15 protein-coding genes are annotated in these 13264 nt (G+C 68.0%); 5 read left to right on the top strand and 10 right to left on the bottom strand.

The window, feature by feature from the left end:
• The first annotated feature begins 1 nt into the window (after position 1).
• The 3 genes from H036_RS24210 to trxA all read left to right on the top strand — a co-directional run bounded on the left by H036_RS24210 (position 2) and on the right by trxA (position 3353).
• Positions 2–1795 (top strand): protein kinase family protein, encoded by a 1794-nt coding sequence (locus tag H036_RS24210; protein WP_157416984.1) that lies wholly within the window; start codon positions 2–4, stop codon positions 1793–1795.
• A gap of 109 nt (positions 1796–1904) precedes the next feature.
• On the top strand, positions 1905–2936 hold the full coding sequence (gene trxB, locus H036_RS0104080) for a thioredoxin-disulfide reductase (RefSeq protein ID WP_017933503.1): 1032 nt from the start codon (positions 1905–1907) through the stop codon (positions 2934–2936).
• Positions 2937–3023: 87 nt separating this feature from the next.
• Positions 3024–3353, top strand: coding sequence for a thioredoxin (trxA, locus tag H036_RS0104075; RefSeq protein WP_017933502.1), 330 nt, complete (start codon positions 3024–3026; stop codon positions 3351–3353).
• Between the two features lie 66 nt (positions 3354–3419).
• Here the strand turns inward: trxA and H036_RS0104070 are convergent, their stop codons facing one another.
• Entirely contained in the window at positions 3420–4076 is a 657-nt protein-coding gene (locus H036_RS0104070) for a GNAT family N-acetyltransferase (RefSeq protein WP_232421792.1), read from the bottom strand.
• Positions 4077–4159: 83 nt separating this feature from the next.
• Here H036_RS0104070 and H036_RS0104065 point away from each other — a divergent pair, with 83 nt between their 5' ends.
• Positions 4160–5479: an aminotransferase-like domain-containing protein gene (locus H036_RS0104065; RefSeq protein WP_017933500.1), complete on the top strand. Its 1320-nt coding sequence runs from the start codon at positions 4160–4162 to the stop codon at positions 5477–5479.
• A gap of 148 nt (positions 5480–5627) precedes the next feature.
• Here the strand turns inward: H036_RS0104065 and H036_RS0104060 are convergent, their stop codons facing one another.
• From H036_RS0104060 to rpmH, 8 genes are all read right to left on the bottom strand, one after another.
• Positions 5628–6602: a ParB/RepB/Spo0J family partition protein gene (locus H036_RS0104060; protein ID WP_081615425.1), complete on the bottom strand. Its 975-nt coding sequence runs from the start codon at positions 6600–6602 to the stop codon at positions 5628–5630.
• A 56-nt stretch (positions 6603–6658) separates the two neighbouring features.
• Entirely contained in the window at positions 6659–7594 is a 936-nt protein-coding gene (locus H036_RS0104055; RefSeq protein WP_017933498.1) for a ParA family protein, read from the bottom strand.
• Between the two features lie 167 nt (positions 7595–7761).
• Positions 7762–8448 carry a 16S rRNA (guanine(527)-N(7))-methyltransferase RsmG gene (gene rsmG, locus H036_RS0104050; RefSeq protein WP_017933497.1) on the bottom strand — a complete coding sequence of 229 codons (687 nt, stop codon included), beginning with the start codon at positions 8446–8448 and terminating at the stop codon, positions 7762–7764.
• Between the two features lie 55 nt (positions 8449–8503).
• Positions 8504–8983, bottom strand: a complete 480-nt coding sequence (locus tag H036_RS0104045) for a Jag family protein (RefSeq protein ID WP_198289880.1) — start codon at positions 8981–8983, stop codon at positions 8504–8506.
• Between the two features lie 43 nt (positions 8984–9026).
• Entirely contained in the window at positions 9027–9995 is a 969-nt protein-coding gene (yidC, locus tag H036_RS0104040; RefSeq protein ID WP_017933495.1) for a membrane protein insertase YidC, read from the bottom strand.
• A 3-nt stretch (positions 9996–9998) separates the two neighbouring features.
• Positions 9999–10271: a membrane protein insertion efficiency factor YidD gene (gene yidD / locus H036_RS24800; RefSeq protein ID WP_081615424.1), complete on the bottom strand. Its 273-nt coding sequence runs from the start codon at positions 10269–10271 to the stop codon at positions 9999–10001.
• Entirely contained in the window at positions 10268–10603 is a 336-nt protein-coding gene (gene rnpA, locus H036_RS24795; protein ID WP_081615423.1) for a ribonuclease P protein component, read from the bottom strand. Before rnpA ends, yidD begins: the two co-directional genes overlap by 4 nt.
• Before the next feature lie 23 nt (positions 10604–10626).
• On the bottom strand, positions 10627–10764 hold the full coding sequence (gene rpmH, locus H036_RS0104035; RefSeq protein WP_017933494.1) for a 50S ribosomal protein L34: 138 nt from the start codon (positions 10762–10764) through the stop codon (positions 10627–10629).
• A gap of 542 nt (positions 10765–11306) precedes the next feature.
• Here rpmH and dnaA point away from each other — a divergent pair.
• Entirely contained in the window at positions 11307–12812 is a 1506-nt protein-coding gene (gene dnaA / locus H036_RS0104030; protein WP_017933493.1) for a chromosomal replication initiator protein DnaA, read from the top strand.
• Here the strand turns inward: dnaA and H036_RS0104025 are convergent.
• The gene (locus H036_RS0104025; RefSeq protein WP_269745902.1) at positions 12803–13255 is read right to left on the bottom strand and encodes a MarR family winged helix-turn-helix transcriptional regulator; all 453 of its coding nucleotides are present in this window, start codon (positions 13253–13255) and stop codon (positions 12803–12805) included. The genes dnaA and H036_RS0104025 overlap by 10 nt on opposite strands.
• Positions 13256–13264 lie beyond the last annotated feature (9 nt).

Below are 13264 nucleotides of genomic sequence, written 5' to 3'. Positions count from 1 at the left end.
CATGACAGTGCATCGGCCAGGTGACGTCCTCGCGGGGCGCTACCGGCTGGCCGACCTGCTCAGCGAGACGGCCCACGGCCGGTTCTGGCTCGCGCACGACAGCGTGCTGGGCCGGCCCGTGGCCGTCCACGTGATCGACGCGGACGACCCTCGAGCGCCGGCCTTGATGAGCGCCGCGCGGGCCTCCGCCTCGATCCTGGACCCGCGGCTGCTGCGGGTCCTGGACGCGGAGACGCGCGACGGTATCTCCTACGTCGTCAACGAGTGGGGTCGCGGAACCTCGCTCGACATCCTGCTCGCCCGCTCGGGACCGCTGTCGCCGCGCCGCTCGGCCTGGATCACCGCCGAGGTGGCGGCAGCGCTGGGCAGGGCGCATCGGCTCGGCCACGCACACGGCCGGCTCAACCCCGAGAAGGTCCTGATCGACGAAGGCGGGTCGGTGCGGATCATCGGGTTCGCCGTCGAGGCGGCCCTCTACGGGATGCCAGCCGGTACGCCGGCGGACGACGACGCTGCCCTGGCCGCGATCCTGGCGGCCTGCCTCACCGGCACCTGGTCCGGCGTGCAGGAGTCGGCGGTCCCGTCGACGCCGAAGGTCGGTGGCCATCCGATGCGTCCACGCCAGGTGCGCGCGGGCGTGCCCAAGGCGCTCGACGACCTCTGCGAATCGGCGCTCAATCCGTCCGCCCGCGGACGGCACGAGGGCCCGATCCTCGACGCTCCCTACCTGTACGAGCGCCTGATGGCCTACCTCGGCGATCCCTCGGACGTCGTCGGCCTCCCCGCGGAGCAGCCGCCGGCGCGCAACGGTGGTCCGATGATCACCACGGCACTGCGCCTGCCGGCGGAGAACAGCGCTCCCGAGCCCGCCGATACCGCGGGCGGCATGGGCGACACCGCTGCGCGCAGTGGCCACACCGACGTACCCACCCAGGCCTCGCTGCCGTCCTTCGAGGACGACTCCTCCTGGCATCTGCCCCGGACGACACCTGCACCGCCGCCACCGCCGCTCGAGCCGCCGGCGGCGAAGCCGTTGTTCGCCGATGAGCCCCGAGTCCCCCGCGCCCCGGACGAGACGGTGGCCGACACGCCTCAGTCGACCGCCGTTCGGTCCGGTGCGCCGGCACCCCTGCCAGCGCCCGCGCCGGAGGACTACTGGCCCTGGGGCGAGGATCGGGTGCCGCCTCGTCGACGCCGCTGGCTGCCGCTGGCGATCGGCCTGGTCGTGCTCATCCTGGTGGTCGCCGCGGTGCTCGCCGTACGGGACTACTCCGGCAACGGCGGCAACGGCGGCACGACGACGCCCTCGCAGAGCGCCTCCCCGACCTCCACCACCGCGAAGGCGATCAGCGGCGTCACCGCGACCGACTTCGATCCGCTCGGGGACCCACCGAGCGAGGACCCCGCCGACACCAAGTACGCCGTGGACGGCAAGCCGTCGACCGCCTGGCACACCAGCACGTACACCGCCCAGCTCGGTCCGAAGCCGCCGGCGCTCAAGAGCGGTGTCGGCCTGGTCCTCGACCTGAAGGACGTCTACGCGATCGACTCGATCAGGGTCACCATGAACGGCAGCCCGACCGGTGTCTCGCTCTACGTCTCGGACACCAAGCCGGCGGGCGTGACCGGACTCCAGCGCGCCGCCACCGCGACAGTGACCCATGCCGGTCAACGGGTCGACCTCAAGGGTGCCAAGGGCCGCTACCTCGTCGTCTGGCTGACCTCGCTACCGAAGGTATCGGGCGGCTACCGTGGCGAGGTGGCCGACGTCACGGTCACCGGTACGCGGCGGTGACAGCCCGACCTCGTCCCGGTCGAGTCGCGCGTCCGGCCGCCGTACGGACAGGGAATCTTTCTCGCCTACGATCGGTTCTCTCAGCGTCACCAACCCAGGGAGTCAGTCCATGCCCAGCTCGTCCTTGACCGAGCCCCGCAACGTCATCGTCATCGGTTCCGGGCCCGCCGGCTACACGGCCGCGGTCTACACCGCCCGCGCCAGCCTCGAGCCGCTCGTCTTCGAGGGTTCGGTGACGGCCGGTGGCGCGCTGATGAACACCACCGAGGTGGAGAACTTCCCCGGCTTCCGCGACGGCATCATGGGCCCGGAGCTGATGGAGAACATGCGTGCCCAGGCCGAGCGCTTCGGCGCCGAGCTGATCCCGGACGACGTGGTCGAGGTCGACCTGTCGGGTGAGATCAAGGTTGTCAAGACCGCCACCGAGACCCACTACGCACGCTCGGTGATCCTGGCGATGGGCTCGGGCTACCGCAAGCTCGGCCTCGACAACGAGGAGCAGCTCTCCGGCAAGGGCGTCTCGTGGTGCGCGACCTGCGACGGCTTCTTCTTCCGTGAGCAGCACATCGCCGTGGTCGGCGGTGGCGACTCCGCGATCGAAGAGGCGACCTTCCTGACCCGATTCGGCTCGAAGGTCTCGCTGATCGTGCGTCGCGACGAGCTGCGCGCCTCGAAGATCATGCAGGAGCGTGCGTTCAACGACCCGAAGCTCGAGATCGAGTGGAACTCCGTGGTCGAGTCGATCAACGGCGCCGAGCGGCTCGAGTCGCTGACGCTGCGCGACACGGTCACGGGCGACACCCGCGAGCTCCCGGCCACCGGTCTGTTCATCGCGATCGGCCACGACCCGCGCTCGGAGGTCGTCAAGGGTCAGGTCGAGCTCGACGGTGAGGGCTACGTGCTGACCGCCCGCGCCGGCGGCGGCTCGACGGCGACCAACCTCGCCGGCGTGTTCGCCTGTGGCGACCTGGTCGACCACGTCTACCGCCAGGCGATCACGGCCGCCGGCTCCGGCTGCTCTGCCGCACTGGACGCTGAGCGGTTCCTCGCGGAGCAGGGTCACGAGGTCTCCGCGGCCAAGCAGGCGGAGGCCGAGAGCGACGCCGAGATCCTGACCGAGCTGGCCCAGGCCGGCTCCTGACGCCGCGGCCGCCGGGAACAGAACCGGCGCCGTCCCTGTTCCACTGATACAGACTTCGCCACACACCACAACGAAGGGTGAGCCCGCATGGCTGACAACATCACCGCCGTGACCGACGCCGAGTTCGACGCCAAGGTCCTCAAGTCCGACAAGCCCGTTCTGGTCGACTTCTGGGCGGAGTGGTGCGGTCCGTGCCGCCAGGTCGCGCCGATCCTCGACGAGATCGCCGGCCAGCACAGCGACAAGGTCACGTTCGTCAAGATGAACGTCGACGAGAACCCGGTGACCCCGTCGAACTACCGCGTGACCGGCATCCCGACGCTCAACGTCTACCAGGGCGGCGAGGTCGTGAAGTCGATCGTCGGCGCAAAGCCCAAGGCTGCTCTGCTCGCCGAGCTCCAGCCCTTCCTGGGCTGAGAAAGCACGGCCTGAGCAGCTCAGGCAACCAGCGAGGCCCGCACTTCGGTGCGGGCCTCGCTGCGTCTACGGGTGATCCGTCCGACCGAAGTGCGCACCGGCACGCGGCACCGGTCGCGGATGCGGCTGATGATGAGGCCGTACGGCGCCGAGCACCTTCTCCAGCGCTGCCTCCACCTCATCGCGCCAGGTCACGGCGCTGGTCAGCTCCATCCGCAGGCGTGGCGCGGTGGCGTGGGCTCGGTGCGTCTTGAAGCCGACGTGCGCCAGGAACTCCGCTGGCGCCGCGCACCGCGATCCGTGCGCGATCGCGCTCATCGCGCCGACGTCGCCGAACGCCTCCACCGCCTTGATCCCCCCGCGCCGGAGGAGGTCGCTGGCCATCGCCTGGACGAGCATCCGGCCGAGCCCGCCTCCGGCGTACTGCGGGTCGAGCCAGACGGTCGTCAGCAGCACCGCATCCGGCGAGACCGGCGCCGTCGGGAATGCCTCCGCGCCCGGCGCGAACGCCGCCGGCACGTAGACGATGAACCCCACCGGACGGTCGTCGACAACCGCGACCCGACCGCACGAGCCCCACTCCCGGAGCACCTCGCTGAGCCAGGTCTCCTTGGCCTCCGTCGACTCGGCAGGCGGCACCCGGTTGCGACGTACGGGATCGAGCTCCCAGAACAGGCAGGTCCGGCACGGCGCAGCCAGATCGGCCAGTCGGTCCAGTGTCAAGGGGACGATCTTGCGTGACATCTCACTCCGGGGAGGGAAGCGGTGATGCGCCAACGTGTGACATCCTTCATGCTAGAACGATCATGGACACTTCCCCCACCACGCGCAGCAGCAATCGCCTCGATCCCTACGTCGACCGCTATGCCGCGCGCACGGCCGGGATGACCCAGTCCGAGATCCGCGCTCTCTTCGCGGTCGCATCCCGCCCCGAGGTGGTCTCCCTCGCCGGCGGCATGCCGAACATCTCCGGTCTTCCCCTCGATGTCGTCGCCGGCGCCATCGACGGCGTGGTCCGCGAGCACGGCACCGTCGCCATGCAGTACGGCTCCGGACAGGGCATCCCCGAGCTGCGCGAGCAGATCACCGACGTGATGCGCCTCGAGGGCATCGAGGCCCACCCGGACGATGTCGTCGTCACGGTCGGCTCACAACAGGCCGTTGACCTGGTGACCCGCATCTTCTGCGACCCGGGCGACGTCATCATCTGCGAGGCACCCTCCTACGTCGGAGCTCTCGGGGTCTTCAAGTCCTACCAGTGCGACGTCGTGCACGCGGAGATGGACGCCGACGGCCTGCGGCCCGACGCGCTGCGCGCTGCGATCGCCTCGGTCAGGGCCGCCGGCAAGACGATCAAGTTCCTCTACACGATCCCCAACTTCCACAACCCCGCAGGCGTGACCCTCTCGGTCGAGCGCCGCCGCGAGATCGTCGAGATCTGTGCCGAGGAGAACATCCTCATCCTCGAGGACAACCCCTACGGTCTGCTCGGCTTCGACGGCGAGCCGCTGCCGGCGATGCGCTCGATGTCGAACGACAACATCATCTACCTGGGCTCGTTCTCCAAGACCTTCGCGCCGGGCTTCCGGGTGGGCTGGGCGCTGGCTCCGCACACGGTGCGCGAGAAGCTGGTGCTAGCGCAGGAGAGCGCCACGCTGTGCCCCCCGCAGTTCAGTCAGATGGCGATCTCCGCCTACTTGGCCAGCCACGACTGGCAGGGTCAGATCAAGCAGTTCCGCGAGATGTATCGCGAGCGTCGCGACGCCATGGTCAGCGCGCTCGAGGACATGATGCCTGCGGGTTGCCACTGGAACGTGCCCTCCGGTGGCTTCTACGTGTGGCTCACCCTGCCGCCCGGTGTCAACGCCAAGGCGATGCTGCCGCGCGCGGTCACAGCGCGTGTCGCCTACGTCCCCGGTACGGCGTTCTTCGCCGACGGCTTCGGCTCCTCGTCGATGCGCCTCTCCTACTGCTACCCCACACCCGAGCGCATCCGGGAGGGCGTACGGCGCCTTGCCGGTGTGATCGAGGAGGAGATGGAGCTGCGTCAGACCTTCGGTGCCATCGACACGATCGGTGGTCGGTTGGCCCCGAGCGCCGAATACCCGAGCACCGACACGCAGTAGGCGCTTCTCAGAGACGCGAAACGGCCCGGATCCTGCTGGATCCGGGCCGTTCTGCTTCACGCCGTGGCGCTCAAAATCGGTCTGACAGAACCGAAGTCGCCCACTATGTCCTCGGTTGCTGACGATATGTCGACATATACCTTTATCGCTAGATCGCTCTATCGTTACGATTCCGCGGATCCATGATGTCGACGATGCGCTGTAGGTCTTCGAATGTCGCGAACTCGACGGTGATCTTGCCCTTGGCCTGACCCATGTCCACCTTCACGCTGGTCTCGAACCGGTCGGCCAGGCGGTCCGCGAAGTCGTTGAGATCGGGCGTCGGACCCTTCAGCCTCGCCGAGCGACGCTTCGGCTGCTGCGCGCCGTCGATGTCACGCAGCGCGACGATCTCCTCCAGGGCACGCACGCTGATCCCCTCGGCGACGACGCGCTGGGCAAGCTGGTCCTGGGTCGCGGCGTCGTCGACGCCGAGCAATGAGCGAGCGTGTCCCGCGGACAGTACGCCGGCGGCGACGCGGCGCTGGACAGCCGGCGAGAGCCGCAGCAGGCGCAGCGTGTTGCTGATCTGCGGGCGCGAGCGACCGATCCGGGTCGCCAGCTCCTCGTGGGTGCAGCCGAAGTCTTCGAGCAGCTGCTGGTAGGCGGCCGCCTCCTCCAGGGGATTCAGCTGGGAGCGGTGCAGGTTCTCCAGGAGTGCGTCACGGAGCATGTCGGTGTCGTCGGTCTCGCGCACGATCGCGGGGATCGTGGCCAGGCCGGCGCGCTGGCTGGCCCGCCAACGCCGCTCGCCCATGACCAGCTCGTACTCCTCGTCGCCCGTCCGACGGACGACGATGGGCTGCAGGAGGCCGATTTCCTTGACCGAGTGCACCAACTCGTCCATCGCCTCCTCGTCGAAGACCTGACGAGGCTGGACGTGGTTGGGCCGGATGAACGTAAGTGGCAGCTCGGCGAAGTAGGCCCCTTCGACCGGCCTCAGAGCCGAATCTTCGATCTGACGGGCTCTCGCGGCCTCAGTGGGCCCCTGGCCCGCCAATCCGCTGTTCGTGGCTCCTGCGGGAAAGTCCGCATCCCGGACGTCATGGTTGCGCTGAGTCGGATCAGTCGACTCAGCGGGCATCGTCGGGATCAGAGAGCCCAATCCGCGACCCAGTCCTCGCTTCGGCGCCGGCTTGCTCACGCTTCCATCCCCTTCCGAGCGATCTCACGAGCAGCTTCGAGGTAGCTCAGTGCGCCCGGAGAGCCCGGGTCGTAGGTCATCACGGTCTGCCCGTACGACGGCGCTTCGGAGACCCGAACGGAGCGCGGGATGTAGGTGCGCAGCACCTGGTCACCGAAGTGGCCGCGGACCTCGTCCGCGACGCCGGCCGCCAGCCGCGTACGGGCGTCGTACATGGTGATGAGGATGGTGGAGACCGCGAGGTCCGGATTGAGGTGCGCACGGACCATGTCGACCGTCTTGAGGAGCTGTCCCAGGCCCTCCAAGGCGTAGTACTCGGCCTGGATCGGGATGAGGAGCTCGGCGCCGGCGACAAGCGCGTTCAGGGTCAGCAGTCCGAGCGAGGGCGGGCAATCGATGAGCACGTAGTCCCAGCGGTCCTCCCCCAAAGAACTGTCTCCGACGCGACCGCTGCCGAGCAGCGCTTTCTTGAGCCGACCCTCTCGGGCCACGACGCTGACGAGCTCGATCTCAGCGCCCGCCAGGTCGATGGTGGCAGGGACGACGTCGAGGAGGGGGATCTCCGGGCAGGGTCGCACCACCTCGTTGAGTGCGGTGTCATCCACCAAGAGCTCGTAGGTACCGAGCGTGCCCTGGAAGTGATCGACCGAAAGCGCCGTCGATGCGTTGCCCTGGGGGTCGAGGTCGACCACGAGGACGCGCTGGCCGAGCTGCGCCAGTCCGGCGGCTAGGTTCACCGTCGACGTGGTCTTCCCGACGCCACCCTTCTGGTTCGCGACCACCATCACGCGGGTCGCGGACGGGCGCGGCATCGGCGGACGCATCTGTGACTTCGAGCGCGCTAGCAGTGTGTTCTCGGTAGCGCGCGCCAGGGGAGTCTCGTCGTCAGCGATCACCTGGGCGAAGTCGGCGAGGTCCGCAGCGGTACGCACACGGAAGCCCCCGGTGGCTGTTTCACGTGAAACATCCGACGACCCATCCTGTGGAGGAACAGCGCCTTCCTGTGGATAGTCACGCTCAGAGGCATCCCCTGAACCGGTGGAAAACTCTTCGGCCGCTGCCGGCGAGGTCTGCCCGTCCTGGTCCGTAAGGCCCTCGGTCACGTGTTCTTCCTTCGCTTCGATCGAGCATTCTTCCCGCCGTCGCGACGTGGTGTCGCTGCGGGCACAGACGGCCAAGATACCTTCGCGGGATCGGCCCAGGCCACTCGGAGGGCGAGCGTTGTGGACTCCAGCAGGCCCGCGCCGAGGACGGACACCGTCGGCTCCGCGCACCCGAATCGCCGCAGCACGGGGCGGGCCTCCTCGATCTCCTCCGCGATCGACGATCCCTTCATCGCAACCAGCTCACCCTCGGCGGCCACGAGGGGCATCGACCACTCCAGCAACCGGCCGAGCGGAGCGACCGCACGAGACGTGACCACGTCGAACGTTCGCCCGCCGTGGAGCGCATCCGCTCGACCCCGCACCACCTCGACGTTCTCCAGCGACAGCTCGTCGACCACTTCACTGAGGAAGGTTGTTCGCCGCAACAGCGGCTCGATCAGCGTGATCCGCAGATCCGGCCGCTGGATCGCGAGCACGAGACCGGGGAGGCCGGCGCCCGATCCGATATCGGCGACCTCCGCCTCGTCGGGGAGCAGGTCCGCCAGGACGGCGCAATTGAGCAGGTGCCGGTCCCAGAGTCGCGGGGCCTCCCGTGGTCCGATCAGGCCGCGCTCGACACCAGCAGTCGCCAGGAACTGCGCGTAGGCCTCGGCGAGGGGGAGTCGGTCAAGACGAAACACCCTCCGTGCCACCGCAGGCACGGAGGGTGTTTCACGTGAAACATCACTCATCGGATCAGGCCGGGAGCACCACGACGTACCGACGAGGCTCGATGCCCTCGGACTCAGAGGTCAGGCCGGCAGCCGCAACAGCGTCGTGAACGACCTTGCGCTCGAACGGCGACATCGGCTTCAACGAGACCGACTCGCCAGACTCACGGACCTTCGTCACCGTCTCCGCGGCCAGAGCCACCAACGTCGAACGACGGTTGGCCCGGAAGCCAGACACGTCGAGCATCAACCGCGAGCGCTCGCCGGTGTCTCGGTAGACAGCCAGACGGGTGAGCTCCTGAAGCGCGTCCAGCACCTCGCCATGCTGTCCGATCAGCTGCGCCAGGTCGGCGCCGACGATCGAGACAGCGGCGCGGTCGCCTTCGACGTCCATGTCCAGGTCGCCATCGAGATCCGCGATGTCGAGCAGTTCCTCGAGGTAGTCGGCGGCAACGTCGCCTTCTCGCTCGAGCAGTTTGATCCGGTCGGCCTCAGACAAGGCCACCTTGGTCTCCTCGGTCACTCCATGATCCCTTCTCGGGGGTCGGTCAGCGCTTGCCCTTGCGCTGGCTACGGGTCTGCTTCTTCGGCTGCGCACGCGCAGCAGGACGGTCGGTGTCGTCCGGAGCAGCCTCAGCGTGCTGCTCGACGGACTCGACAGAGGCCAGCGTGCCACCGTGGCGGGCCGCCTTACGGGCCGCTTTCTCCCGGTCGCGCTCCTGCTTGGCCTTCTCCGCGGGCGTACCGGGAGCGGGGCTGTTGCGGATGACGTAGAACTGCTGGCCCATCGTCCATAGGTTCGAGGTCGTCCAGTAGAGCATCGCGGCGATCGGGAAGGCGATGCCGGAGATGGCGAAGACAAAGGGGAGGACGTAGAGCAGCATCTTCTGCTGCTGGGCGTACTGGCCCTGCATCGCGTCGGCCGGCATGTTCTTGGCCATCAGCTGGCGCTGGGTAAGGAACGTGGTGGCGCACATCGACACGACGAGGATCGCCGCGAGGATCTTCACCGACGTGTCATCGGTGCCGTTGAACGTGTCAGCGAGCCGGGCGCCGAAGATCTTGGCGTTGCTGAAGTGCTCGACATCATCGCTGGACAGGAAGCCGCGAGCGTCGCCGTGGGCGGCCGAGTTCACCAGTCGGAACAGGCACAGGAAGATCGGCATCTGGATCAGCAGCGGAAGGCACGAGGCGAACGGATTGGTACCCGTGTCCTTGTAGAGCTTCATCGTCTCCTGGGCGAGACGCTCACGGTCGTGGCCATACTTCTTCTGCAGCTCCTTCACCTTCGGCTGGATGAGCTGCATGTTGCGGCTGGACTTGATCTGCTTGACGAACAGCGGGATCAGCAGCGCGCGGATGGTGACGGTCAGACCGACGATCGCCAGCACCCAGGACCAGCCGTTGCTGGGGGAGAGCACCAGCGTGGCCAGCTTGTGCCAGAACAGCAGAATGCCGGAAATGGCGTAGTAAAGCGGCGTGGCGATCCAGCCGAACAGCTGGCCGATAGCTCCCACGGATCAGGCTCCTTGCATCGGGTTGCCCGCGCTGGTGCGGGGCGAAGAAGAGGGGACGGGCCTGCGAGCCGGCACCGGATCGTAGCCCCCGGCAGCCCATGGGTGGCAGCGACCGAGTCGCCGCACCGCAAGCCACGAGCCGCGGAGCGCGCCGTGCTGCTGCACCGCCTCCAGGGCGTAGGCCGAGCACGACGGGTGATAGCGGCAGACCTGGCCGTAGAGGGGGCTGATGAGCGCCCGATAGAGACGCAGCAACCCGATGAGAACGAATTTCACGATGACACCCGCTGGAGACAACGGTCGAGATCGGCGCCCAGTTCCTGGTACGTCGCCTCAGCCGCCGCCGGGTTCGCCCGCACCACGAGCACAGCAGCGCCCGGGAGCTCCCCAAGGGACTCCCGGGCGAGATGCCGGAGGCGTCGCTTCACGCGGTTGCGGACCACCGCAGGGCCTACAGCCTTGCTGACCACGAAACCGACACGAGCCGGACCCGCCCCGTCGCCTTGCCACAAGTGCACGACCAGACGAGACGATCCGGCTCTGCGCCCCTGACGCACCGCGACCCGGAATGAATCCGGGTCGGTCAGACGGTGTACCGGGGGTAGCACGGCGGGGACAGCCGGCTGAGGCCTCAGACGGCGAGTTCCTTGCGACCCTTGCGACGGCGAGCCGCCAGGATGGCGCGGCCGGCGCGGGTGCGCATGCGCAGGCGGAAGCCGTGCGTCTTCGCCCGACGACGGTTGTTCGGCTGGTACGTACGCTTGCTCACGAGCTCAATCTCTTTCGGTAATGGTTCCGCTGCTTCTGGATCCGGCGCTGTATCGCCCCGGCCAGTCTCCTGGTGCCATGGTGCACATCGGCTGACACCGGACATCCACGCAGAACGACTGCTACTTCGTGGACATGCGGCGCCCGTCGTGGGTCCCGTGACTGTCGAGCGACCTGCCAACGGTACGCGTTGGCGAGAAGCAGGGTCAAACCCACGCGACCCCGGTCGGGGGCGACTTCGACAAGAGTGCCAGATGCCTGTGGATGACGGGTTGCCCCTAGGTCGTCCGCAGGGTTACGTTCGGCGCCTACCGAGGTTCCCTGCCATCGCGCGGCGGACTCGTCCGGGAGAGGCTGAATCCAAGGCCGATCTTCTTCGATCACCTCTCTGACCTGCCGAAACAGATCATTGGACGGTCGCGACGATGTGTCTCGGTCGGCTCTGTCCACAGGATGGGGCACCGGTTCACAGCTTGTGGATAGAGCTGTGGACGGATTCCAGCACCCCGACGAACGACAGCCCCGACAGGGAAGGCAGACACCGTGGAGACGCCACCGGACAACGGCCAGCACGACGAGCTCGGTCAGGCCTGGCAGAGCGTCGTCGCCGAGCTCCAGCCGCACCAGCGCGCCTGGCTCACGGCATGTCAGCCGGAGGCCCTGCACGGCACCACGGTGCTCGTCGGCGTACCCAATGATTTCACCCGCAACCAGCTCGAGGGGCGACTCCGCGCCGAGCTCGAGGACGCCCTCAGCACGCGCTTCGGCCAGGAGATGCGGATCGCCGCGATCGTGAAGCCGGAGCTCGAGGACCGTCCGCTCGAGGCGACCACGCCAGCCCCGGCCATCAGCGATGCGCCCGTAGCGCCGATTAAGCCACACATCGATTTGTCGACAAATCGATTCGGGGGATCGAGCCACAACGACACGCCGGACTCCGGCGGGGCGGCGCCGAACTTCCAGCTACCGCCGCTGCGCCACGAGGCGCCCGAGACCGAGCGCACCACCTCCGAGAGCCGACTCAACCCGAAGTACACCTTCGAGACGTTCGTCATCGGCTCGTCCAACCGCTTCCCGCACGCGGCCGCCGTTGCCGTCGCCGAGGCCCCCGGCCGGGCCTACAACCCGCTGCTGGTCTACGGCGAGTCGGGCCTGGGCAAGACGCACCTGCTGCACGCGATCGGCCACTACGTGCGCAGCCTCTACAACGGCGCCAAGGTGCGTTATGTCAGCTCCGAGGAGTTCACCAACGAGTTCATCAACGCGATCCGCGACGACCGGCAGGATCGGTTCAAGCGGAAGTACCGCGACATCGACGTGCTCCTGATCGACGACATCCAGTTCTTGGAGGGCAAGACCCAGACCCAGGAGGAGTTCTTCCACACGTTCAACACGCTGCACAACGCGAACAAGCAGATCGTGCTCACCTCCGACCGCGCACCCAAGCGGCTGGAGGCACTCGAGGACCGGCTGCGCAACCGGTTCGAGTGGGGCCTGATCACCGACGTGCAGCCGCCGGACGTGGAGACCCGGATCGCGATCCTGCGCAAGAAGGCCGCGATGGAGCGGCTCAAGGCGCCGGCGGACGTGCTCGAGTTCATCGCCACCAAGATCCAGACCAACATCCGTGAGCTCGAGGGCGCCCTGATCCGGGTCACAGCGTTCGCCAACCTCAACCGCCAGGAGGTCGACATGACCCTGGCCGAGATCGTGCTCAAGGACCTGATTCCCGAAGGCGGCGAGCCGGAGATCACCGCCGGGCTGATCATCGCGCAGACCGCGGCCTACTTCGGGCTCAGCATCGACGAGCTGACCGGCCCCTCGCGCGGCCGACACCTCGTCATGGCCCGTCAGATCGCGATGTACCTGTGCCGCGAGCTCACCGACCTGTCGCTGCCGAAGATCGGTCAGCAGTTCGGCGGTCGCGACCACACCACGGTGATGTACGCCGAGCGCAAGATCAACCAGCTCCTCGCCGAGCGTCGGTCGGTCTTCAACCAGGTCTCGGAGCTGACCAACCGGGTGAAGATGCAGGCACGTCAGGCCTGAGCCGAGAGGTAGCTCTCCACGCTGTCGAGCAGCTCGTACAGCTGATCGGACAGCTCGCGGGCCTGCGTCTGCGTCATCCCCAACGCCGATCCCAAGGACGTGGGGACGCGGGCCGCACGCTCCTCCATCGCGCGGCCGGCGTCCGTGAGCTCCACCAGCACGCGGCGCTCGTCCTGAGGATCCCGCCGTCGCAGCACCAGGCCGGCCGTCTCGAGCCGCTTGAGCAGCGGGCTCAGAGTGCCGGAGTCGAGCTTCAGCGCGGAGCCCAGGTCACCGACAGCCATCGGCTCGGTGCGCTCCCACAGCGCCAGCAGTGCCAGGTACTGCGGATAGGTCAACCCCAGCTCGGACAGCAGCAGCCCATAGACACGCGTCACGGCTCGGCCCGCTGCGTAGAGCGGGAAGCAGAGCTGCTGGTCGAGTCGGAGCTGTGGGTACGACATGCGCACCAG

The sequence above is a fragment of the Nocardioides sp. Iso805N genome (assembly GCF_000364605.1).
Taxonomy (GTDB): domain Bacteria; phylum Actinomycetota; class Actinomycetes; order Propionibacteriales; family Nocardioidaceae; genus Nocardioides.
The sequence above is the reverse complement of the archived record's forward strand: the minus strand, read 5'-3'. Positions and strand labels throughout refer to the sequence as shown.